Source organism: Streptomyces sp. NPDC039609 (assembly GCF_055596705.1).
Window position 1 is genome coordinate 137,535 of record NZ_JBVIUJ010000016.1, and the last position, 21,480, is coordinate 159,014.

Below are 21,480 nucleotides of genomic sequence, written 5' to 3' on the forward strand. Positions count from 1 at the left end.
GGATGGCCCGCCTGTCCGGGCACGGCGAACGCTCCCTGACCCAGGCCACCCCCATGGTCGGCTTCCGCATGCCCGACGGCTCCCGCGTGACCGCGAGCCTGCTCACCACCCGGCCCTCCGTCGTGATCCGTCGGCACCGGATCCGGCAGCACGGCATCGCCGAACTGGTTCAGTGGGGCTCCATCAACCCGATCCTCGAGCGGTTCCTAACCGCAGCCGTGCACGCCAAGATGAACATCCTGGTCGTCGGCGATATGGGCGCCGGCAAGACGTCTCTGCTTCGCGCACTCGGGAGGGAAATCCCACCCTCGGAGCGGCTGGTCACCCTGGAGTCGGACCGCGAGCTGTACCTGGACGAGCCCGGCCCCAAGCCCGGCCCGGTGACGTACGCGTTCGAGGCGCGGCAGTCCAACGGCGAAGTCCGCGGCGGCAATAACGCCGGCGAGGTCACCATCTCCGATATGTTCGCCACCGCCCTGCGCTACAACGCCACCCGCGTCATCGTCGGCGAGGTCCGCTCCACCGAGATCGTCCCCATGCTCCAGGCCATGTCCGCCGGCGGCTCCGGCTCCATGTGCACCCTGCACGTCCGCCGACCGCACGCCATCATCAGCCGCCTCGTCCAGCTGTGCACCGAAGCCGGCATGCAGACCGAAGCAGCCCACCACCTCATAGCCTCCTCCATCGACCTCGTCGTCTACCTGACCTACCTGGACGAGACAGCGATCGGCGGCCGCAAACACCGCTTCGTCAGCAACATCTACGAGGTTCACGATGTCGTCGGCGAAGGCGGCCGCCCCGTCACCACCGAACTCTTCGCCCCCCAGAGCGGCGAGCTGCGCGCCATCTACAAGAACATGCCCGGCTTCATCGACGACCTCGAACGCACCGGCCTGTTCAACCGTCAATGGCTCACCGACAACCCCTACGGCGCCTGGTCGGCCCGCTGCAGACAGTAGGCCGCCGATGACCACCTCCCAGCTCGCCCTCGTCGCCGCCTGCTGCGCCGTCCTCACCCTCCTCGCCCTCGCCGCCGCCGTGAGGGAACTCCGCGGCCGCATCCCCGACCCGACCAAGCCGGCCTCCCGCATGACCGGCCGAATCCAACGCGCGAAGGCGGAGCTCCCGGAAACGTGGCAGCGCCGCTGGCGCCACCTGGTCACCATGGCAGGCAGCGTGACGCTGGTGGTCTGGGCGTGGACGGGCTGGCCCGTCCACGGCATCCTCGCCGGCGCCGCGGTCCTGGGCCTGCCCTACGTCCTCACCCCCGGCACCGCCGCCACCCAGCGTATTGAGCGTCTCGAGGCGCTGGGGCAGTGGCTCAACCACCTCGCGGGTGTTCACCAAGCCGGTATCTCCCTGCCGCAGACGATCCGGGCCTCCGCCAAGGCGGCGCCGGCTCCGATCGCGCCGAGCGTGCGGGCGCTCGCCGACCGGCTGCGCTGGGGCATGGAAGCCGAGTCCGCTTTCGCGTTGTTCGCCGACGAGCTCGCCGACGGCGTCAGCGACCACGTCGTCCTGCTCTTCCAGTCCCACGCCGTCTACAAGGGGCCCGGTCTCTCGGACGCGCTCGAGGCCCTGGCGGTCACGATCCATCAGCAGGCCGCTGACGCCCGCGACATCGAGGCCGACCGCGCGAAAGTCCGCAAGTCCTCGCGCATGGTCTCCATGGTCATCTGCGTGGTCGTCGTCGGCTGCATGCTCAATGACGCCTGGTCCGGCTGGTACCAGTCCCCGCTCGGCCAGATCGTCCTCGCCGTTCTCGGCGGACTGTTCGCGTACACCCTGCGCTGGCTCAGAAAGATTGCACGGACCCAGCCCGACCCGCGCCTCATCGACCCGCTGCCTGCGAACGCACAGCTCATGACGGGAGGCACGCGATGATCCCCATGGAAGCCGTCCTGCCCGCGGCCGCCGCCGGTGCCCTGATCGGTCTGGCCGTCCGCGCTCTGCTCCCCGCCCGCCGGGACCTCGCCTCCGTCCTGGAGCGCCTCGACGTCGCCAAGACCAGCGGACCCCTCCTCCCGTCGGCCGCACCCAGTTCGACCGGCACCCTGCAGGAGCGGGTCGGGGCCCGACTGCTCGGCGAGTTCGGCGGCAGGATCACGCTGCCCGCCCGCGACCTGAACCTGCTGCGCATCAGCCCGGCCGAGCACCTCGGCAAGCGGTTCTTGTTCGCCCTCTACGGTCTGCTGCTGCCCCAGCTCCTTCAGGCTTTGCTCGCCCTGGCTGGCAGCCCGCTGTCGTTCGCGCTACCCACACTCGTCTCCCTCGCCCTGGGCGGCCTGTTCTGGTTCTGGCCGGGCAAGGAGGTCGCACGGGACGCGGCCGCTGCCCGGCTGGTGGTGCGGCACGCCGCCGCGTCCTACCTGGAACGGGTCGCGCTCGCCCGCATCGCCAACTCGGGCGCGGCGCAGGCCCTGACCCAGACTGCCGAGGTCGGCGACGGCTTCATCTTCGTCCGCATGCGGCAGGTCTTCCACCAGGCCGACCTGGCTGGCGTCACCGTCTGGGACGCGCTCAAGCAGCTCGGCGACGAGCTCGGCATCCCCGAGCTGACCCGCCCGGCCGACACGCTGGCCCTCGCCGGCGACGGCGCGGCCGTCTACACCACCCTCCAGGCCCAGGCCCGGCAACTGCGCATCGCGCTGCTGTCCGATGCCAAGGCTCAGGCCAATGCGGCGAGCGCCGCGATAATCCTGCCGGTCACCGCGGGCGTCATCCTCATGCTCGTCTTCGTGATGATCCCCATCACGATCACCATCCTCGGAAGCTGACCAGAAACAAGGGGGAACCACCCATGGACATCCAGACCCTGACCGTGTGGATCCGCGGCCGCTTTGAGGCGCTCAAGGCGGGCAAGGACGCCGGACAGACCTCCACCGAGCTGGCCCTGATCGCCGGTGCGCTGCTCGTCGGCGCCGGCCTGCTGGTCCTCGCCATCCGCACCAAGCTCATGGAGAAGATCGGCATCATCAACGGCGGCTGAACCAAGACCCACCACCCGCGACATCGAACAAGGATCGCTTAGGTGACCCCTAGCCCACGAATCAGCCCGGCCGCCGTGGTCGCCGCCGCGACGGCTGCCGTCCTGACAGCCGTCCTGACCGGCTGCGGCAGCCAGAGCAACCCCGCATCCGCAGTGCGCTCGACCGACGCGAGCGGGGGCAAGGCGAGCGCGCCCGCATCTCGCGGCCTGAACACGAAACAACTGAAGGAGGCCCTGCCTAACCAGTTCAGTGTCCCGGCCGACTTCGACCAGTCTCGGACACGCAAGGCATGGGACAACACCGACACCACGATTTGCCAGTCCGAGCGCTGGCCGGACGCGTGGTGTGGCGAAGCCATCGCCTTTGGCCTGGCCGGATTCACGAATCTCGACGACCAGGAGCTGTCCATCCGTCTCATCTCCTTTGGAGACGCTGACACAGCAGCTCGTCTATTCCAAGGCAACGGAACGCCGGACGAAGTGGGCGCCAACCCGCCCGGAGACCAGATCGACGGCTACGAGATCCCCGAGACGCTCCAGACGGACCAAGTACCGCCTTGGCTCGGGAAGGGCATCAGCGTCCGGCAGGGCGCCGTCATCGCCAAGATCGAGTACACCTGGGCGTCCGGCACCACCGTCCCCTCGGACCGACTTCTCTCCCTGACCGACATGATCGTGCAGCGCATCCAGCAAACCCAGGCCGGAAAACCGCCCATCGCCTCAGCCCGATGAACCACCGCGACTCATGAAAGGGGGAGGGCAACAGCGGTGAACAACCTCACCAGAAGGCAGCTGTACCTACGTCTGCGCCTGCCCCGACGCAACGACCGCGGTTTCGGCAGCGTGGAGTTCGCCGTCCTGGCCGTCGTCGTCCTCGCCCTGATCTTCACCGCCATCCAGGTCGGCCTGTACTACGACGCCCGCAAAGTCGCTCAGTCCGCCGCCCGCCAGGGAGTCGAGACCGGGCGGCAGTTCGGCGCCAGCGAAGGCGACGGCGTCGCCCAGGCACAGACCTTCCTCAACCGGTTCGGCGGCAGCGTCCAAGGGGCGAGCGTGTCGTCGGCCGGCAGCACCGCAGAAGAGATCCGCATCACCGTGCGCGGCCACGTCGCCACCCTGGTCCCCGGCCTGACACTGGACGTCGTCCAGCACGCCGACGCTCCGATCGAGCGCTGGACGAACCCATGACGGCCCCCACCTACGGTCGTCGCCTCGCGCGGGGGCTGCGCCGCGACCGGGGCTCCTACTCGATAGAGACGGCGATCCTCGCGCCGGTGATGATCGGGCTGCTCCTGCTGATGATCGCGTTCGGGCGCGTGACGGACGCCGACGGCGCCGTCGACGCAGCAGCCCGTGCTGCAGCCCGGGCGGCCTCCCTCGAACGGGACGCCGGCAGCGCGCAGGCCGAGGCGCAGGCCGCTGCAGCGCGCAGTCTCCAGGGGGAGGGCATCACTTGCCAGACCTCCAGCGTGGTTGTCGACACGGCCAGCTACAGCCTGGACCTGGGCGTGGAGGCGAACGTGACCGCGACGATCGCCTGCACGGCGAACCTCTCCGACATCGGGCTGCCGGGACTGCCCGGAGCCAAGACGCTCACCGCGTCGTGGACCAGCCCGATCGACACCTACCGGGGCCGCACATGAACACCCTCGTTCACCGCATCGTGGTGCGGCGGCGGACGGCATCGACTGGACGCCGCCGCGACCGCGGAAGCATGTCGACGTTCTTCGCCGTGTCGTCGCTGGCGATCCTGATGGTGATGGGTCTACTCATCGACGGCGGCGGCGCGCTCAACGCGGCCAACCGGGCCACCTCCATCGCCCAAGAGGCGGCCCGCACCGCCGGTCAGCAGATCGACCCCGCCCAGGCGATCGAGGGCACCGCCATCACGATCGACCCTGACGCCGCCGTGGGAGATGCCCAGGACTACCTCGCCGCCGCAGGCGTCCAGGGCAGCGTGGAGATCACCGACGGAGGACAGAGCCTGACCGTCACTGTGAACGACACCTACGACACCTATTTCGCCCAGTTCGTCGGCGCCGGAACGATCAGCGTGACCGGCACAGCGAAAGCACATCTGCAGACCCAAGCTGGAGGCTGAGCCGCAACATGGCCCACCGCACCCTCGCCCCGCTGCGCGCCATCGGCGCATTCCTTCGGGCCCTGCTCGGCCTGGCCGTCCTGGTGGGACTGGTCGGCGGAGTCCCGTACCTGCTCCTGAAGGTGGGCCACCAGCCGACCGAACTCGCGGACGGCTTCAGTCTGCTGGAGCAGGACGACGGCTCCTTGTTCCTGGTCGTCCTGACCTGCATCGGCTGGACCGCATGGGCGGCCTTCACGTTGTCAGTCCTGGTGGAACTGCTCGCCGTGCTGCGGCGCCGTTCCGCACCGCGGATCAAGGGCCTGGGCGGACTGCAGTCCTTGGCTTCCTTCCTCATCGGCTCGATCGTGCTACTCGCCCCGACCGCCGCGTCGGCCGCCACGATGGGGCCCGCCGTCGCAGCCACCGCCGTCCACACCGTCGGGGAGAGCGGAACCAGCGCAACGCCGAGCGCCAAGGCGTCCACACCCGCTGTCGAAGCCGACTGGTCTCAGCACACGGTCACCTCCGTCAGCGAGCTGCCGTGGGACCTGGCGGAGGAGTACCTCGGGGACGGAAAGCGCTGGAAGGACATTGCCGCGCTGAACCCAGAAATTCCAGAGCTGGCCGCAGGCGACCAGTACCTGCCCAAGGGCGCCGTCATCAATCTGCCCGCCGACGCCCGGCCAGTGACCGCGGCCGCCAGCCCCGCACCCGCAACGAGCAGCACTCGGCAGGCCAAGGCCCCCAAGCAGCAGAACGGCGGGCAGCAGCACATCGACGACCGGGACAAGGACGAGAGCGGCAGCGCCCCCACCGCTGACGCGGAAGAAGCCGAGCGGCCGGACAGTGTCACGGTCCGCGAGGGCGACAGCCTGTGGTCGATCGCCGATGAACACGGCGACCCGGAGGACTGGCCGGCCATCTATGAGGCCAACAAGGGCGAAACCACACCGGGCGGCGGCCGCTTCACCAACCCGAACCTGATCGTCCCGGGCCAGGAACTGGACCTGCCCCAGGCTGACACCGGCCAAGCACCGCCGGCGGACCAGCACACCACCGACCCGAAGACGCCCGAGAAGCCCAAGGACAAGCAGGACAGGAAGCCAGCCCCCACACCAGAGAAGGACGCGGACGAGGACAAGCCGACCCAGCCGGCCGACACCCCCGCGCCCTCCCGTACAGCAGAGCCCGCCCCGAGCACCGTTGCCCCCGCGCCAACCCAGGACTCGCGCACCCAGGCTCCCGCCGCACCCTCAAGCAGCGCCAACGACACCGCACTGGCACCGGCAGCCGTGTGGGGCGGTGCCGGTGCCCTGGCGGCCGCTCTCGTGGGAACCCTGGCGACCCGCCGGATCCTGCAGCAACGCCGCCGCCAGCCCGGCCGCCGTATCCCCATCCCCGCCGGCCGAGCCGCCGCGACCGAGCAGGGCATGCGCGCCGCCCAGCACCCCACGGGCTTCGACCTGCTCGGCACCGCCCTGCGCTCCCTCGCCCTCAACCTCGCCGCCGCAGGCCGCGAACTGCCCGTCATCGAAGCGGTCGTTCTTCACGAAGCGAAGGTGGAGCTCCACCTGGCCGATGAGACCGCGCCCATGAAGCCCTTCACCCAGACAGCCAGCCGCCAGGACCTGTGGGTCTGCGCAGCCTCCAGCCCTGACCTGGCCGACGATGAGCAGCTGAAGGACGCCGACGCCCCGTACCCGGCGCTGGTCTCGATCGGCTGGGACGCCGCCGGCCACCTGGTCCTGGTCGACCTGGAGCACATCGGCATCCTGAACCTGGCCGGAGATGATGACTTCGCCCGGCACGTGCTGCAGGCCATCGCGGTCGAGTTGGCCACCACCCCACTGCCCGGCCACCTCGAAGTCACGACCCTGGACGAAACCGTGCCGGGCCTGGACGCCGCCGCCCCCGAGCGCGTCGCACGGATCGACGGCCTCGCCGCTGCCACCGCTGAACTGGCCAGCCACACCGCCGACCAGCGCCGCGCCCTAGCCGCCGTCGGCGCGGACAGCCTGCGCGCCGCCCGGCTCATGGACGACGCGGCCGACGCCTGGACTCCGCACATCCTCCTCGCCGGAGACCTGCCGGACGGCACCGACCGAACCGCGCTCTTTGACACCCTCACCGAAGAACCCCGCGCGGCCAGCACGATCATCACCGCCAGTGCCCCAGCCGAGCTTCCGGCCACCACGTGGACTCTCGAATGCCGGGGCCCAGACCACACCATCGCCCTGCCCTGCTCCAACCTGCCCGTCAAGCTTCAGGGCCTGAGCGACGAGCACTTCGCCGACGCCATCGAACTGCTCACCCTTGCCGCCAGCGGCAGCGACGTCCCGGCTCCCGACTGGACTCACGCCGCGGACGAGGACGACGAGTACGAGTACGAGCAGGATGGGCCCTGGGACGTCGACGGCATCAGCGGCAGTATGAATGCCGATGCAGCAGAGCCTGATACAGAGGCTGAGTGGGGCGCCAGCGAGGGCGCGGCTGATGAAGATGGCCTGCCGGCGGAGTACGCCGAACTCGAGCACGATGCCGCCGTCGAGAACGACGATTCCCTGCCCGACGCAGACAGGCCCGAGGAAGGTGCTGCTCCGGCCCTGTCGGCCGACCTGGCCGAGCGCCGGGCTGAGGACGGGCCGCAGAGCGTTCCCGTTGGCCCTTCACTCGCCGAGGTCCTAGCCACCGAGGACGAGGGCGATGCAGCCACTACCGCACCATGGGCCAGCAGGACGAAGGACGACGACTCCCGACCGGCCTCGGGACCGGCGGACGTGGCGCTCGCCCTGACCGGTTCGTGTGCCACGCCTGCGGCGCTGGCGGTCCACGTCACCATCCCCGCTCCAGCACCCGCTGGCGACACCGACACCGCCCCCGTCGCCGAACTGCCAGCCTCGATGGCAGCAGGCTCAGCAGTCTCCGAGTGGTCTGAGCCTGTGGCTGAAGCAGCCGCCGACGCAGCGCCGGCTGTCCTACTGCTGGGGCCCATCAGCATCGAAGGAGCAAGCGGCCGGATCGACTCAAGCCGCCGCAGCGCCGGGATCGAGCTGACGGCATTCCTCGCCCTCAACCCGGGCGTCGACCACCACGGCGTCGACGACGCGCTCTGGCCCGGGCGCCTGGTCAACAAGCAGATGCGCAACGCCGTCATCAGCAGGACCCGCTCCTGGCTGGGCAAGGACGCCGACGGCAACGCCCATCAGCCACGCGTCCAAGACACCGGCGACAGCCGATACCGCCTCGGCGCTGGCGTCACCTGCGACTGGACCCGCTTCCAGCGCCTCGCCCGCACCGGACTTGCCCGACACGACGAAGACGGCGACCTCGCCCTGCGCCGCGCGCTCGCCCTCGTCCGCGGCCGGCCCTTCACCGGCATCGACCCCCAGCGCTACTCCTGGGCCGAGCCGATCATCCAGGAAATGGTCTCCGCCATCGTGGACGCCGCGTACGAGCTTGCCACTCGCCGACGCGAAGCCGACGACATCCCCGGCGCGCTGTGGGCGGCCAAGCGCGGCCTGCTTGCTGCGGAGGAGAGCGAGATGCTGCACCGCCAGATCTTCCTAGCCCACCACGCCGCCGACGACATCGACGCCCTACGCGAAGCTGCCGCCCGCCTCGCCCGCATCAACGAACAGCTCCTCGGCGGCGTCGACATGGAAGCCGAAACTGCCGAACTCTTGCGGAACCTGCTGCCACGCCCTGTTACTCGCGCCCGCTGAGCGGCGCTCTTGCTCGACTTCTTTCCCGAACCCGATCTCGACCTGAACGAGTGCAAGGAGCGACCCATCATGAGGAACACCCCGATTGCTGCGTTACTTGCCGCGCTTCTCACCCTTGCGGGATGTAGCAGCAGTGGCGGCGTCGCCGACTCAGCGGCAGCGCCCGGCCAGAACGTCCAGCCCACGGATGACGGGGACCCTCTGACCCGATCCGTCGGCGAGACCGTGACTCTCGCGGACGACGAGGGCAACCCCATGCAGGTCACACTCACGGGGATTGCCTACCGGGATGCTCTCGCGAAGGACAAAACGCTTGCGGTGAACGGCGAGTACGCCCTGGCCGTGGCTTTGACTATGAAGTCGAAGACCGGTGCCAGGCTCGGAGACCTCACCGACAACATGATCAAGTGGGAAGGCGTGACAGCCACAGCCGAAGCATGGGATTACGGAGACGCCCCGTGGCAGGGCTGCATCGATGCATACACCCCGTACGCCGAGGTTGAGCCCAACAAGCCATACAAGGCGATCACAGATCTCAATCTGCCCGAGAAGGGCGGAGTACTGATCATCAAGGACAAATACGGCGATGAGGCCCGCTGGGAGCTCCCCCACAGCGATGCAGGCACGGGAACAGAACCCGCAACGAAGTTCACCACCGCGAGCTGCTGAGGACTGCGCGACGTGGGGGACGGCGAGGCAGGACATGTGGTGGCCGGCAACCGTCGGCCGCCCTACGCCGTTGTGATGCCGCAGCGTCGAATGTCTGCGTAGACCCGCGTCCTGACGCCCGGCTCTCCGGCCGTGCGCCGCACCGGGGTGATGCCGGAGGTGGTCCACTGCTGTTGGAGGTTCTCCATCACCGTGCGGAGGGCGTCCTCGTCGCCGGCGGTGATGTCCAGGACTACGAGGCCGGGTTCGGCGATGTGCCAGCGCACGCCGAAGGTGGAGATCAGCCGGGTCCAGGCCGACAGCCCCGGACGCGACAACCGCTCCAACCGGTCGCTGAACGCCGAATGGGTCGAGATCCGCAACACCACCCGCCACGCGATCAACCTCAAGGGCTGGACCCTCAAGGACGACGACGGCAACCGCTACCGCTTCGAGAACTTCCGCCTCGCCGGCCGCGCCACCGTCCGCATCCACACCGGCGAGGGCCGCGACACCCGCACCGACCTGTTCCAGGACCGCCGCAACTACGTCTGGGACAACAACCGCGACAAGGCCACCCTCCGCGACGACCACGGCCGCACCATCGACACCAAGTCCTGGGGCAACCACCACCACCGCCGCTAACCCCACCGTCGGCTCCCCTGCTCTCCGCTCGTCCATAGCGAGTTGCAGGTCGACCAGACAACATGAACCACATGCGCCGGGCAGGCCCACCCTGCCCGGCGCATGCATGCGTGGGTGCCCGGGCTGTTCCTCCCCGGCGCCACACAGAGGCATCCCCGGGGCAGCTCAGCCCCGGGCTTCGGCGCGGATCGTGGCGCAGACCGTCCGTGTCGCCAAGACCGCACAGGCCGTCGCGTCCTCGGGGCGGCTGGCCGGCAGCATCGTCGTGTGCGCGTCCCGCCCGCTGATCTGCGTGTACTCGCGCATGCGGCCCGCTCGGTCGCCGATCCGGGCGATGTCCCCCTGCGTGGTGTTGCTGATCTTGGCCCAGGCCGCCCGGCACTTCGCGCTGTAGCGGAGCTCGATGCCGATCACGGGGTCGGTGTCGACGAACGCGGTGACCGCGTCCGTACGGCACACGGTGTGATTGGGCTCCAGGCCGAAGCACTTCTCGCCCTCGCAGACGGCGAGCTCGGCCGTGGGCTGCTGGGGGGCGGCCGGAGGGGCCCCGGCGCCGGCGGCCGGGGCGGTGGTGTGCGGGCCCGTGGCCGTGTCCGGGGCCTGCTCCCGCTCCCAGGGGCTGATCAGCCGCAGTGTGCCGGCCACGACGAGGGCAAGGACGGCCGCCACGGCGCCGTACAGGAGACCGCGGGATGAACGGCCGGGCGGGGCCTTGGTTGTGGGGGCCTGCCCGGGTGCCGGGCCCTGCGCGGGCCCGGGCTCCTGCGGGGGCGTCGCCCGGAGCCGCTGCTGTGCCGTGCGCTCCCGCGTGCCCCGCTCCCACAGGTCGAGGGCCACCGCCAGCTCCTCCTTCGGGCGTCCGAAGATCGCGTGCAGCTCCCGGACCACGTCCTCACGGGCGATCTGTGGCTTCGACGGGTCCAGGTAGCGCGACAGGGTCGCCTGGGTGAGCTCGATGCCGCGCAGCCTGAGCTGGGCGACGAGCGCCTCCTGCTTCCGTACCGTCGCCTCGCTCTGCCACCACTGCCGCAACAGCGCGGATAACTCGGCGCCTTCGTTCACCTGATCGGGTTGCCCCATGGGCTGCTCCCTCTGTTGTCTTATGTATGCACGCGCGCGAAACAGCAGGTCAGGGCCGTGTATTGACCGTGCATCAGCGATGTATGGGACGACCCCCAGCGCAGGGTAGAGGCTCGCCGCCCCAGGGGTGCAAGCTTCGAGCAGCGGTCGCCGACAGAGCGACCGCACATCCCTCCCTCCGCCGCCCCCACGGGCTGCCTCGCCGTGCCACGGCGTGCCTTTCCGTGCCCCGGCGCGGGGGAGACGACACCCGAGGAGAATCCCGTGACCCTGCCCAACACCTTCTCCCGCACCCTCTCCCGCGCCGTCGTGACCGTTGCGCTCACCGGTGCGATGCTCGCCCCCGCGGCGGCCGTCACCTCCTTCGCGGACACTGCGCCCGCCTCCCGCGGGGCGACGGTCGGCGTCACCGCCGCCCGGACCGCCACCGTCGCCGCCACGTGGCCGGCGCTCCGGCAGGGGGCGCGGGGCGTGGACGTCGCCACCGCCCAGGACCTGCTGGCCGTGGCTGGCCACCCGGTGACCGCGGACGGCGTGTTCGGGCCGGCAACGACCCGTGCAGTGAAGGACTTCCAGAAGTCCCGCCGGCTGGCCGCGGACGGCGTCGTCGGCTCGCGCACCTGGACCGCCCTCGCCGTCACCCTGCGGCCCGGCAGCAAGGGCCGGGCGGTCCGGGCGCTCCAGCGGCAGCTTGGCCAGGACGGCCACCGGCTCGTCGTGGACGGCGTGTTCGGCGCGGGCACGGGCTCGGCGGTCCGGGCGGTCCAGCGGGCCCACGGCCTGTCCGCCGACGGCGTGGCAGGACCGCGCACCTGGGTGGCGCTCCTCGCCGGCCCCCGCACCCCGGTGCCCGGCCGTCCCTCCGGCGACGTCTCCGCGCTGCGGAAGCGGATCGTGACCACGGCCCGGGGCCAGATCGGCGTCTCCGAGCCGTCCGGCTGCCGCGCGTACCTCAAGGACTGCGCGCGTACGGCCTGGTGCGCCGCGTTCGTCTCGTGGACCTGGCGCAAGGCCGGGGTCCCGTCGGCGGCCGTGCCGAAGACCCTCGTGGCGCGGGAGGTCGGCCTGTGGGGCCAGCGCAACGGCCTCTTCCACCGCACCCACCCGAAGCCGGGCGACATTGTCGTGTGGGGCGAGCCCGCCGCGAGGACCGGCGGCCACGTGGGGATCGTCGTCGCCGTCCACGCCGACGGGCGCATCGACACGGTCGACGGCAACTACCGGAACAAGGTCACCTTCCGCAAGAACATCGACCCCCGCACGGCGAAGACCCGCTCGCACCGCATCTCCGGCTACGTCAGCCCGCGCGGCGCCTGATCCGGCCGCTGCTTTCGCCGAGCTCGCCGATTTCACCGAGAAGGAGTTCTCATGCGCACGTCCCGACTCACCGCGACCGGTCTCGCCCTCGCGGGCGTCCTGACCGCCGCCGTGCACGTCGTCCCGGCCGCCGCCCCGGCGGCGGCCGCCGAGCCGACCTCGTACCAGGTCACCGGCGTGGATACCAGCCACTACAACCACGCCACCCCTGACGCGGGGGAGACCGCCCGTATCGACTGGCGGAAGGTCGCCGCCTCGGAGTCGTTCGCCTTCCTCAAGGCCACCCAGCACACCACCGGCAACGACGCCTGGTTCGCCGCCGACTGGAAGGCCGTCTCGGCCACGTCCCTGGCGCGCGCCCCGTACCACTTCTTCGACCCACGCGGCCCGCGCGACGGACTGGCCCAGGCCGAGCACTTCGTCCGCACCGTCCGGGCGGCCGGCTACACCGGTACGCGGCCGGGGGAGCTGCCGCCGGTCCTGGACGTGGAGAAGGTGCGGCGCGGCGGCAAGGAGGTGTGCCCGCCAGCGCTGCGCGCCGACCAGATCGGCGCGTTCCTGCGGCGCGTCCGGGCCGAGTTCCGGGTGACGCCGATCGTGTACACCCGGGCCTCTTTCGTGAAGGAGTGCATGCGCGGCGACGGTCGCGTCTTCGCGGGCCATCCTCTCTGGCTGGCCCGTTACCGCAGCGGGGGCAAGGAGCCTCAGCCGGTGCCGGGGGCGGCGCCCAGGTGGACGTTCTGGCAGCACACGGAGACCGGGCGGGTGCCCGGCATCCCGACGGCCGTCGACCGCGACGTGTACGCCGGCACCCTGGCCCAGCTCAGGGCCATGGCCCACCTGCCGGACGGCGCCCCGGCCCCGGCTCCGTCCGCCGACTGGCCGACCGTTCGCGCCGGCCAGCACGGCCCGGACGTCCGCACCGCCCAGTTGCTGCTCGGGATCCGCGACGACGGCCGTTTCGGCCCCGAGACGGCCCGTGCGGTAGAGGACTTCCAGCGCAGGCACCGGCTGCAGGCCGACGGCGTCCTGGGCCCCCACACATGGGCAGCCCTCGTCCGGACGGTCCGCACCGGCGACAGCGGCGCGGCCGCACGCGCCATCCAGCACCAACTGGCCGCCTGCGGGCACCGGGTGACGGCGGACGGCCGCTTCGGCCCGGAGACCGCCCGTGCGGTACGGGACTTCCAGCGCGGGCACCGGCTGACCCCGGACGGGGTGACGGGCCCCTCGACCTGGCGGGCGCTGCTGGCGACGTCCCGCGGATGACCCGCCCCGCTACGCACCACCCCGATCCCGCCCTACCGACAACAATCCAAGGAGCACCCACCATGACCGGAACTCCCCCCTTCTCCGCCCGCTGGACCCGCCTCGCGGTCGGCGTCGCGACGGCCGCGACCGTCATGCTCGGCGCCGCCGCCGAGACCACGGCCGCGACCGCGACGACCAAGGCCGCGACGCCGGCCGCGACGACGGCCGCGACCGCGGCACCCGCAGCCGCCGCCTCCGTCTACTACACACCGGCCCAGGCCAAGACCAAGCTGCGCGAGGCCGGCATCACCTGGCGGTCCAGCGGCAAGTGCGAGGACAAGAACAGGAACGGCTGCACCAGCTTCCAGGGCATCCGCAGGACGACCATCGACGGAGTCATCGCCCTGAAGCGCGCCAGCCGCTGCACGATCGTCATCACCGGCGCCGCGGAGATCCCGCCGCACAAGACCACGGGCACGTACACCCACGGCAAGGGCTACAAGGTCGACGTCGCCCTCAACCCCTGCATCAACCGCTACATCCCGCAGCACGCCCGCAAGATCAGCTCCGCCACGTGGGCGGCCGGCAGCGTCGAGTACCTCCGGGAAAGCAACCACTGGGACATCAAGTACAAGGGCAGCGGCTCCGGCTCGACCACGCCGACCAACCGTGCCTGGCCCACGCTCCGCGCCGGCTCGCGAGGGCACGCCGTGACCACCGCCCAGCAGCTGCTGCGGATCGGCGCCGACGGACGGTACGGCCCGGCCACGGTCCAGGCGGTGAAGGCCTTCCAGCGCAAGCACCGCCTCGCCGCCGACGGAGTCCTCGGCCCCGCCACCTGGCAGCGCCTCGCCCCCACGCTCCGCCCCGGCGCGCACGGCGACTCCGTCAAGGCACTCCAGGCCCAGCTGCGCCGCCACGGAGCCCGCATCGCCACGGACGGCCGCTACGGCAACGCGACGACCACCGCCGTACGCACCTTCCAGCGCAGCCGGCACCTGACCCCCGACGGCATTACCGGCCCCGCCACCTGGCAGCGCCTCCTCACCACCAGCTGACCCCCACCACCCAGGGCCCCGCCCGCCCAGGCGGCCGGGGCCCCCGCTCCGGCCCCGGGCGCCGTCCCGGGGCCGCCGCACGTTCGAGTGAACCCACCCCGCCCGACCGTCGGGAACTACTCCTAACGGGTGACGCATTGTCAGACCGCACTCTTAGCGTCCGGTTCATGACGACCTCACCGCGCCCCGGCGGCGCTCCTGCGAGGCGGTGACACGGCATGAGCCTCACCTCTGGACTGCGCAGTCCCCGAACCCCGCTGCGCCGGTTCCTGGACCGCGAACTGTCCGCCGGCCCCAAGCCCCTGCGCGAGAGCTTCCGCGCCCAGCACCGGACCGACTACGTCCTGATGCCACCGCCCGGTGTCGGCACCGAAGCCGGGAACGTCGGGACCGCGATCGACCAGCGGCTGCGCCTGGCCTTCACCGCGGCCGCGCCCGTCGACCACGTCTCCCTCATGGGCATCGAACTCAGCGGCTGCTCGTCCGGCCGCGCCGGTCAGCGGATGCACGCGGTTGGCAACGAGCTCGCCGCGCGCCTGACTGAGACCGTCCGCGCTCTGGAGCTCGACAACCGCGGGCTGTCGATGGACCGCGCTCACGACGAGGAGGAGGACCTAGCCCGGATGCTGATCGCCGCCGCCTGGTACCAGGTCCTTGCCCGCAACCCCTTCGGCTTCACGTACACACCACTGTTCATCGACGCTCTGGACGATCCCAAGGCCTTCACCCTCGACCGGCTCCTGGACCTCCCACACGCGGACATGGTGACCGATGTCGTCGCCCAGCTCTACAAAGCCGCCGAGAGCCCGCTGGAGGATCTGCGTGCCCGCACGAAGACGGAGGACTGCGTCGGCGGGCCGACGTTCGCAGGCGTCGACATCAGCGCGGACGCCGACCTCGTAGCCGACGGTCTGCTGGTGGACTTCAAGAGCACCCGTTACCCGCGCACCTTCCGCAAGGACGTCGCGTGGCAGCTGCTGGGCTACGTGCTGCTCGACACTCCCGACCGGTACCGGATCGACACCCTCGGCTTCTACCTCACCCGATCCGGTGTCCTCGCGAGCTGGCCCGTGGAGGAATACCTCGACCTCCTCGGAACGTGCCGCCGTGACCTTCCCGCCCTTCGGGCCGTGCTGGCCGAGCTCCTGGTCGGCTGCCCCGCCGACGTCGACCCGATCGGGCAGGAGGAGGAAGACCGCGTCCGCCGGCTCCTGGAGCGTCTGACGCCCGTCGTCCCGCCCGGGCACTGCCTGGTCTGTGCACAGGCCAGGCCCGAGAGGGCCAGCCGATCGCGGGACTTCTGTTCGCGCTGGTGCAGCGTCCGCGCGCAGACCCTGCGGAAGAAGGGGCAGCTGTTCACACGCCCCATGGCGGCCGTCCCCACAGAACAGAGCCACCAACGCCTCCCCGAGCGTGCCGAGGCAACGACGGACCGGGCTTTGATGAAGCTCCTATGGAGCGTCAAGCCGGTCTGTGGAGTCCATAGGATGCATTTGTGGCTCGGTTTGATGAGGTGAAGGCGACGTTCTGGGGCGAGGGCCTGTATGGGGTTCAGCCACCGCTGACCGACGCGGTCGTTCAGGATGCCGAGCGCCGGCTCGGTGTCCGTCTGCCGGTCTCGTTGCTGGAGATCCTGCGGGTCCAGAACGGCGGCCTGGTGGCGGAGCTGTGGAACGCGTTCCCGACGGATGTGCCGACGTCGTGGAGCGAGAACCATGTTCCGCTCGACGACATGATGGGCATCGGCCGTCACGACGGCCGACTTTCATTGCTGGACTCGCCCTACTTGATCGAGGAGTGGGATCTTCCGTCTCCTCTGGTTCTGCTCTCCGGTGATGGTCACTGCTGGATCGCTCTGGACTACCGGGCATGCGGAGAGCGCGGGGAGCCGTCCGTGACGTGGTTCGACGTGGACACCGACACGGAGCTCCCGCTGGCGACGGACTTCCAGACGTTCGTCGAGCGGCTGACTGCGGCCGCGTCCTTCGACCCTGATGACGCGGACGGCAGCCGGTCGGCGTCATGATCTGGCTCCGCCCGAGCCCGCCGTGTTCAGGATGCCTGTGCTCCTGAGGTGCCTGTAGACCTCGCGGGCGACGAACCTCTTGAGGCACCGCATGATGTCCTCGGTGGACATGCCCTCGGTGGTGCGTCTGGCGACGTAGTCCCGGGTCCGTTGGTCGTGGCGCATGCGGACCAGGACGATGGTGTGGAGGGCACTGTTGGCGTTGCGGTCCCCGCCGCCTCCTGGCCCAGCTGCACCAGCACCTGGACCGTCTCGTCGACGACAGTCCGCTCGCGGCGCTGAAGGCCGTGAACGGGCTGGAGACGATCGTCGACTCGATCCGCCCGGTGGCGGCGGCGCGCGTGGTCAGACACGTTGAACCAGAGTGGCAGCTCATTGCCGAAGCCCTCGGTATGACCGAGGACGACGCTCACTCTCGTCTCATCCGCTACCGATACACACACTGACCGAGCCTGCCCTCCACGACCCGACGACGAGGACGCCAGCCCCAAGGTCCGTCCGGAGTCGGCCGTTGAGCCGTCTGGCTGCAGCGTTCGGACGGCAATCGTGCATCGACGCCCAAGCGCGGGTGCTGTGCATCAGTGAGCCTCGTTCGGTGGAAGGGGACGGGCGGGTGGCCTGGTGCGCAGCTCAGCGTCTGGTGACGCGCGGCCGGCGGCACGCTGCGTCTGACGCGAACGCATGGGTGTAGTCATGCGGAGACTCACTGCGCGGGGCGCTCGTTGTCTCTGTGTCTATAGTTCCGAGATTGGGCCTGCCTGGTGTCGGGCCCCCGAGCGGAGGAGAGGGCGTCGTGCCCGAGTTACTTCAGCAGGAACTGCTGGACGTGGAGGTGGCGTTCCGGGGCTTCGGATTTCAGGAGTCTGACGACACAGTGGTGCCTGTGCCGTTCGGGGACGGCTATGAGTGGGGTGTGTTCCTCAAGGAACACGAGCGCCGATTCGACCTGTTCAGTGCTGGACACACTCACACCGCCACCGTCGACGTCAGGGTGTGGGCCTGTGCGCCACCTGCCGCAGAGGGTGACTGGGACGAAGTCGGTGAGGTCGACTTCGAGACGACTACCGGGGATGTTGCGGTGTGGACGATGACTCTCGGCCGGTCGGACCACCTGGTCCGTCTGGGGAAGCCGGGGTGGTGGAGGGTCCGGGCGGGCTGCACCGGGCGCGACGAGGTCGCTCGGGTGACGCAGACGGAAGGGGTCGCCTATGGGGTGGAGAAGTACGTGATCGACTTCTGGCCGAAGGCCTGATGGCCGCGGCCGGCGCTCTGGAGCGCCGGCCGCGTACCCGTCTCAGTTGATCTTGACGATGAAGCCGTCCTCCAGTCCGTCGATGATCCGCCGGCGTTGTAGAAGCCGCTCAGCAGGTTGCCGGCGGCCCCGTTCTGGGCGCCGGGGACGGGCAGAACGGAGAAGTTGTTCTTCTCGACGTGCACGTCGAACTCGGAGGCCGCGGATCCCTCATAGGTGGTGGCGAAGGGGAACTCGTCGCACTCCTTGCCACCGGCGGTGTAGTTCGCACCCCACGCGCGGGTGCACTCGCGGACCGCGACCGCGCGGTTGCGGTCCCGGCGCCGCTGGTCGAGGAACAGACGGTGCAGGGGTTCCTTCACGTTGTCGCCGGGCACGTTCTTGAGCGCGTTCAGCGGCTTGGTGGCATTCGGATTGGTGAACGCCTGCTTGATGTGCTCGGCCACGCCCTGCTCGGGTGCGCCCGGCTCAGAGCTGTACTCGAGGGTCGCGATCTTGCTGAACGCCGCGCCGCCCTTGTTCGCCGGGTTGCCGCCGCCCGTGGAGTTGCGAAGGTAGGAGGCCGCGTCCCAACGCGGCGCGAACATGAACGGCTTACCCGTCACCGGGCTCGGCCCCACCCATCCCGGAGGCATGGTGTTGACGATCTCCGGCTGGTACACGGCGGCGATGACGTCCGCCGCGCCGGCGCCGCTGCCCTGGCCGGGGGCGTAGCGCAGCGAGTGGGTGTAGTGGGCTGCATCTGCGGCAGAGTTTTGGTGACGGGCAGTGTGTTGCCGAGGACCGGCTTCGCGGCCGCGGGCCAGTTCTGAGGGATGACGCCCTTCAGGCCGATACGCATCCCTGCGGCGCCTGTGCTGCCGATGGAGACGAAGTCGGTGAGGTCGTAGTCGAAGAACATCGTGCGGTCGGACTCCTTCGGCACCGTGCCGCGTATGTACACGGTGTAGGAGCTCGTGCCGAGGGTTCCTTCCCTCTTGGCCCAGATCGTCGTGACCTGCAGAGCGGTGCACACGGCGAACCGGGACTTGATGTAGAGCTTCGCGGTGCCGCCCATGTTCGCCTTGCACTCGGCCAGCGATATGGTCCGGGCCGGCTCCGGATATGACACTGCCGCAGACGCGGCCAGCGACCGGGGGGCCAGGGCCGGGATTGTGCGGGCAGTCGCCGCGGGAATCGAGGTCTTCGTCCCGTACGCAGCCGCGGGGCCGACCACTTCGAGCGGCGTCGTCGGTTCCACAGCGGCCTCAGCCGCCGCAAGCCTCTGTTCGGCACCCGCGCGGAGGTCCGCGAGGGACGGAAGCGGCGACCCGGGCCGGCACCACGTATGTACGAGCTTGCCCGGGACTCGAGTCGTCCGCTGCCACGGCAGTGGCAGCGGGAGTGAGCGGCAGCAAGGCGATTGCTGTCAGTGCGGCTAACAGGGGCGTCCGTATGCCGCGAAGTCGTATGACGCTGTTGATAATTCCCCCAAGGAACGTGTGGTCAAGCTGTGGTCACGCGGCCAACCTCGCAGTCAGCCGCGACACCAAGATCTACCGACTGGTTGATTGAAATCGTCAGGCGGGCCACCGTTGTTGTCCGGATCCATCACAAAACTGGCTGATCCATCCGATTGATAGCAGCCGTGCTGGTCGAACCCAACACGATCACCTGCGTAGGGCATCACCGTGACCACTGCTGTGCTGCACTGCCCGCGGAACGCGGGGGCCCGTGTGCGTGACGCGGCCGGGCCCGACCTGGGCCACATCGGCGGCGTGCACACGACGTTACCGCTGCCGCTCGACTTCGAGGCGTTCGTCCTCAGCCACCAGGAGTTCTTCCACCTCTACGCCGAACTCCACTGTGGCAACCGCGCGGCCGCCGAGGTCGTCGTCCACGAGGTCTTCCTGGAGATCCTGACCGGATGGGACGGGCTGCTCCAGGAGGACGAGCTCGAGCGCCGGACCCTTGCGGTGCTGCACCGGCACGTGACGAAGCGCCTCGCCCGGGAACGCCGCGACCCCGCGTACATCATCAACGGCCCGATCAGCCAGAACCTGCGAGCGCTGCGCGGCGAATTGGAGCTCGCGCCGAGCCCGATCGGCCTGTACCAGGCGATCTCGGAACTGCCGGCGCGCCCATACACAGTGATCGTGATGCGGTTTCTGATGGGGTATTCCACCAAGCAGGTCGCCCGATACATGCACATCGACGAACGCACCGTGAACTACCACTGCCGCCGGGCCAAGGAGCGCCTGGGCATGAAGCTGGGCCTGCCCACCCGCGCCGCAGCCCGGCAGAAGGAAGGCCAGCAGTGACCCGCACCATTGACGACCTCCTGGAGAACGCTGCGGTCCCCGTCATCGGGAACCCCCGCTTCGACGTCGGCGCCGCGCTGCGCCGGTGCCGCAGCACAACACCGCCCTCGACACATCTCGCCGGAGCCGCCCGGGCCGGCCGCCAGCTGTCCACCGTGTGCCGGTGGGCGATCAACGCCCCCAGCGCCCCCGCCGACATCGGCCGCCTCGCCGATGCCCCCACCCGCGGCACCGAGGGCGAGTTCGATGAGGACGGTACCGCCGTCTTCGCCTGCCTGCTCTTCCTCACCGGGCACGCCGAGAGCGCCCAGTTCTGGTGGCAGCTGTCGGCCGGCGCCGGGAACAGGATCGCCGCCTACTGCCTCCACCTGCACCACCTCGCTCTCGGCGAGCACCGCGAAGCCGCCCACTGGCGGCACGAGGTCACCGTCGCCGGCACCGACGGCAGCGGGATCGACGAGGTCCTCCTGGACTGCCTGGGCGCCGTGGCCTCCTACGTCCGGAAGAACGGCTCCGTCAGCAGCATGCCCCCCACCGGGCGCCTGGAGATGGAGGTCGACCGGCTCGCCGACGACAGTGGCATCGCCGGCCCGCCCGACCGGCGTCTCGCCGACCGCCTGCGCGAGTTCACCGACCGCTGACCCACCGAACCACCCGCACGTCAACCACATCGAAGGGAGCCTTCTGGGCACCACGGTGCCCAGAAGGCTCCCTTCGCCGTACCTGAGGAAGGAATCGACCCATGACCACCACCCGAACCCCGCGCACGCGCCCCAGCCCAGCGACCCGCAACAGGTTCGGTCTGTTCCGCTGGGGCCTGCGGCAGCGCCGCGCCGCCGCTGGCCACTTCGTACGCGGCCTCAGCTACGGCGCCGGAATCACCGCCGCCAGCGCCGTGGGCTACTGGATCAAGCAGCTCCTGTGACCACCCGCGCAAACCTTAGGCCGTCGTCTCTGGGGATGCGTTCCCTCCTACGGGCTCGAGCCCACCCGCACGGAATGCACCAGGGGGCTGGATGTACCGTACGGCGTCCCTGTCGTATGTCCTGCGCCTCGAGAGGTCACCGATCGTGAAGCAAGCCGTCCCCGTCGAGAGTCCGGACGTCCCG

The 21,480-nt window shown here is 70.1% G+C and carries 24 protein-coding genes and 1 pseudogene; 21 read left to right on the forward strand and 4 right to left on the reverse strand.

Translation table 11 applies throughout. The annotated features are described in order from the left end of the window. Positions 1 to 2 precede the first annotated feature (2 nt). The 10 genes from ACZ561_RS35395 (at position 3) to ACZ561_RS35440 (ending at position 9,463) form a co-directional block, all read left to right on the forward strand. A complete protein-coding gene (locus ACZ561_RS35395) occupies positions 3 to 959 on the forward strand; it encodes a CpaF family protein (protein WP_471003306.1) in 957 nt (318 codons plus the stop codon). Between the two features lie 7 nt (positions 960 to 966). Beyond that, positions 967 to 1,884, forward strand: coding sequence for a type II secretion system F family protein (locus tag ACZ561_RS35400; RefSeq protein ID WP_471003309.1), 918 nt, complete (start codon positions 967 to 969; stop codon positions 1,882 to 1,884). Further along, positions 1,881 to 2,777 (forward strand): type II secretion system F family protein, encoded by an 897-nt coding sequence (locus ACZ561_RS35405; RefSeq protein WP_471003312.1) that lies wholly within the window; start codon positions 1,881 to 1,883, stop codon positions 2,775 to 2,777. The genes ACZ561_RS35400 and ACZ561_RS35405 overlap by 4 nt, the downstream gene beginning before the upstream one ends. Positions 2,778 to 2,800: 23 nt before the next feature. Continuing rightward, positions 2,801 to 2,989, forward strand: coding sequence for a hypothetical protein (locus ACZ561_RS35410; RefSeq protein ID WP_351816449.1), 189 nt, complete (start codon positions 2,801 to 2,803; stop codon positions 2,987 to 2,989). A 75-nt stretch (positions 2,990 to 3,064) separates the two neighbouring features. Further along, on the forward strand, positions 3,065 to 3,721 hold the full coding sequence (locus ACZ561_RS35415; RefSeq protein WP_471003315.1) for a hypothetical protein: 657 nt from the start codon (positions 3,065 to 3,067) through the stop codon (positions 3,719 to 3,721). Between the two features lie 36 nt (positions 3,722 to 3,757). Continuing rightward, on the forward strand, positions 3,758 to 4,177 hold the full coding sequence (locus tag ACZ561_RS35420) for a TadE/TadG family type IV pilus assembly protein (protein ID WP_471003318.1): 420 nt from the start codon (positions 3,758 to 3,760) through the stop codon (positions 4,175 to 4,177). Further along, on the forward strand, positions 4,174 to 4,632 hold the full coding sequence (locus tag ACZ561_RS35425; protein WP_471003321.1) for a TadE/TadG family type IV pilus assembly protein: 459 nt from the start codon (positions 4,174 to 4,176) through the stop codon (positions 4,630 to 4,632). The genes ACZ561_RS35420 and ACZ561_RS35425 overlap by 4 nt, the downstream gene beginning before the upstream one ends. Beyond that, positions 4,593 to 5,090 carry a TadE/TadG family type IV pilus assembly protein gene (locus tag ACZ561_RS35430; protein WP_471003324.1) on the forward strand — a complete coding sequence of 166 codons (498 nt, stop codon included), beginning with the start codon at positions 4,593 to 4,595 and terminating at the stop codon, positions 5,088 to 5,090. The genes ACZ561_RS35425 and ACZ561_RS35430 overlap by 40 nt, the downstream gene beginning before the upstream one ends. Before the next feature lie 8 nt (positions 5,091 to 5,098). Then, the gene (locus ACZ561_RS35435; RefSeq protein ID WP_471003327.1) at positions 5,099 to 8,794 is read left to right on the forward strand and encodes a LysM peptidoglycan-binding domain-containing protein; all 3,696 of its coding nucleotides are present in this window, start codon (positions 5,099 to 5,101) and stop codon (positions 8,792 to 8,794) included. A gap of 69 nt (positions 8,795 to 8,863) precedes the next feature. Then, on the forward strand, positions 8,864 to 9,463 hold the full coding sequence (locus tag ACZ561_RS35440; protein WP_471003330.1) for a hypothetical protein: 600 nt from the start codon (positions 8,864 to 8,866) through the stop codon (positions 9,461 to 9,463). A 62-nt stretch (positions 9,464 to 9,525) separates the two neighbouring features. Here ACZ561_RS35440 and ACZ561_RS35445 read toward each other — a convergent pair whose 3' ends face one another. Further along, complete coding sequence (locus ACZ561_RS35445) at positions 9,526 to 9,729, reverse strand: DUF6207 family protein (protein WP_471003333.1); 204 nt, start codon at positions 9,727 to 9,729, stop codon at positions 9,526 to 9,528. Between ACZ561_RS35445 and ACZ561_RS35450 the strand changes: the two genes are divergently transcribed. Then, a complete protein-coding gene (locus ACZ561_RS35450) occupies positions 9,686 to 10,087 on the forward strand; it encodes a lamin tail domain-containing protein (RefSeq protein WP_471003335.1) in 402 nt (133 codons plus the stop codon). The genes ACZ561_RS35445 and ACZ561_RS35450 overlap by 44 nt on opposite strands. Before the next feature lie 165 nt (positions 10,088 to 10,252). On the opposite strand, the gene ACZ561_RS35455 is transcribed toward ACZ561_RS35450, so the two are convergent. Beyond that, positions 10,253 to 11,167: a DUF2690 domain-containing protein gene (locus ACZ561_RS35455; RefSeq protein WP_471003338.1), complete on the reverse strand. Its 915-nt coding sequence runs from the start codon at positions 11,165 to 11,167 to the stop codon at positions 10,253 to 10,255. Positions 11,168 to 11,431: 264 nt separating this feature from the next. Here ACZ561_RS35455 and ACZ561_RS35460 point away from each other — a divergent pair, with 264 nt between their 5' ends. From ACZ561_RS35460 to ACZ561_RS35480, 5 genes are all read left to right on the forward strand, one after another. Then, entirely contained in the window at positions 11,432 to 12,484 is a 1,053-nt protein-coding gene (locus ACZ561_RS35460; RefSeq protein WP_471003341.1) for a peptidoglycan-binding protein, read from the forward strand. A 51-nt stretch (positions 12,485 to 12,535) separates the two neighbouring features. Then, positions 12,536 to 13,753, forward strand: a complete 1,218-nt coding sequence (locus ACZ561_RS35465) for a peptidoglycan-binding protein (protein WP_471003344.1) — start codon at positions 12,536 to 12,538, stop codon at positions 13,751 to 13,753. Between the two features lie 62 nt (positions 13,754 to 13,815). Continuing rightward, positions 13,816 to 14,793 (forward strand): peptidoglycan-binding domain-containing protein, encoded by a 978-nt coding sequence (locus ACZ561_RS35470; protein WP_471003347.1) that lies wholly within the window; start codon positions 13,816 to 13,818, stop codon positions 14,791 to 14,793. Between the two features lie 218 nt (positions 14,794 to 15,011). Continuing rightward, the gene (locus ACZ561_RS35475; RefSeq protein ID WP_471003350.1) at positions 15,012 to 16,310 is read left to right on the forward strand and encodes a hypothetical protein; all 1,299 of its coding nucleotides are present in this window, start codon (positions 15,012 to 15,014) and stop codon (positions 16,308 to 16,310) included. Continuing rightward, positions 16,289 to 16,819 carry an SMI1/KNR4 family protein gene (locus ACZ561_RS35480; protein WP_471003352.1) on the forward strand — a complete coding sequence of 177 codons (531 nt, stop codon included), beginning with the start codon at positions 16,289 to 16,291 and terminating at the stop codon, positions 16,817 to 16,819. Before ACZ561_RS35475 ends, ACZ561_RS35480 begins: the two co-directional genes overlap by 22 nt. Here ACZ561_RS35480 and ACZ561_RS35485 read toward each other — a convergent pair. Next, a pseudogene (locus ACZ561_RS35485) lies at positions 16,814 to 17,035 on the reverse strand (IS110 family transposase); the annotation flags it as partial. The gene ACZ561_RS35480 and the pseudogene ACZ561_RS35485 sit on opposite strands and share 6 nt — an antisense overlap. 577 nt (positions 17,036 to 17,612) lie before the next feature. Between ACZ561_RS35485 and ACZ561_RS35490 the strand changes: the two are divergent. Then, entirely contained in the window at positions 17,613 to 18,071 is a 459-nt protein-coding gene (locus tag ACZ561_RS35490; protein WP_471003355.1) for a hypothetical protein, read from the forward strand. Here the strand turns inward: ACZ561_RS35490 and ACZ561_RS35495 are convergent. Next, positions 18,026 to 18,658: a NucA/NucB deoxyribonuclease domain-containing protein gene (locus tag ACZ561_RS35495; protein WP_471003357.1), complete on the reverse strand. Its 633-nt coding sequence runs from the start codon at positions 18,656 to 18,658 to the stop codon at positions 18,026 to 18,028. The genes ACZ561_RS35490 and ACZ561_RS35495 overlap by 46 nt on opposite strands. On the opposite strand from ACZ561_RS35495, the gene ACZ561_RS35500 reads away from it, so the two are divergent. From ACZ561_RS35500 to ACZ561_RS35515, 4 genes are all read left to right on the forward strand, one after another. Then, a complete protein-coding gene (locus ACZ561_RS35500) occupies positions 18,657 to 18,785 on the forward strand; it encodes a hypothetical protein (RefSeq protein ID WP_471003359.1) in 129 nt (42 codons plus the stop codon). The genes ACZ561_RS35495 and ACZ561_RS35500 overlap by 2 nt on opposite strands. A gap of 956 nt (positions 18,786 to 19,741) precedes the next feature. Continuing rightward, positions 19,742 to 20,371 (forward strand): sigma-70 family RNA polymerase sigma factor, encoded by a 630-nt coding sequence (locus ACZ561_RS35505; RefSeq protein WP_471003362.1) that lies wholly within the window; start codon positions 19,742 to 19,744, stop codon positions 20,369 to 20,371. After that, positions 20,368 to 21,012 (forward strand): hypothetical protein, encoded by a 645-nt coding sequence (locus ACZ561_RS35510; RefSeq protein ID WP_471003365.1) that lies wholly within the window; start codon positions 20,368 to 20,370, stop codon positions 21,010 to 21,012. The genes ACZ561_RS35505 and ACZ561_RS35510 overlap by 4 nt, the downstream gene beginning before the upstream one ends. Before the next feature lie 101 nt (positions 21,013 to 21,113). Then, the gene (locus tag ACZ561_RS35515; protein WP_471003367.1) at positions 21,114 to 21,296 is read left to right on the forward strand and encodes a hypothetical protein; all 183 of its coding nucleotides are present in this window, start codon (positions 21,114 to 21,116) and stop codon (positions 21,294 to 21,296) included. Positions 21,297 to 21,480: the final 184 nt, after the last annotated feature.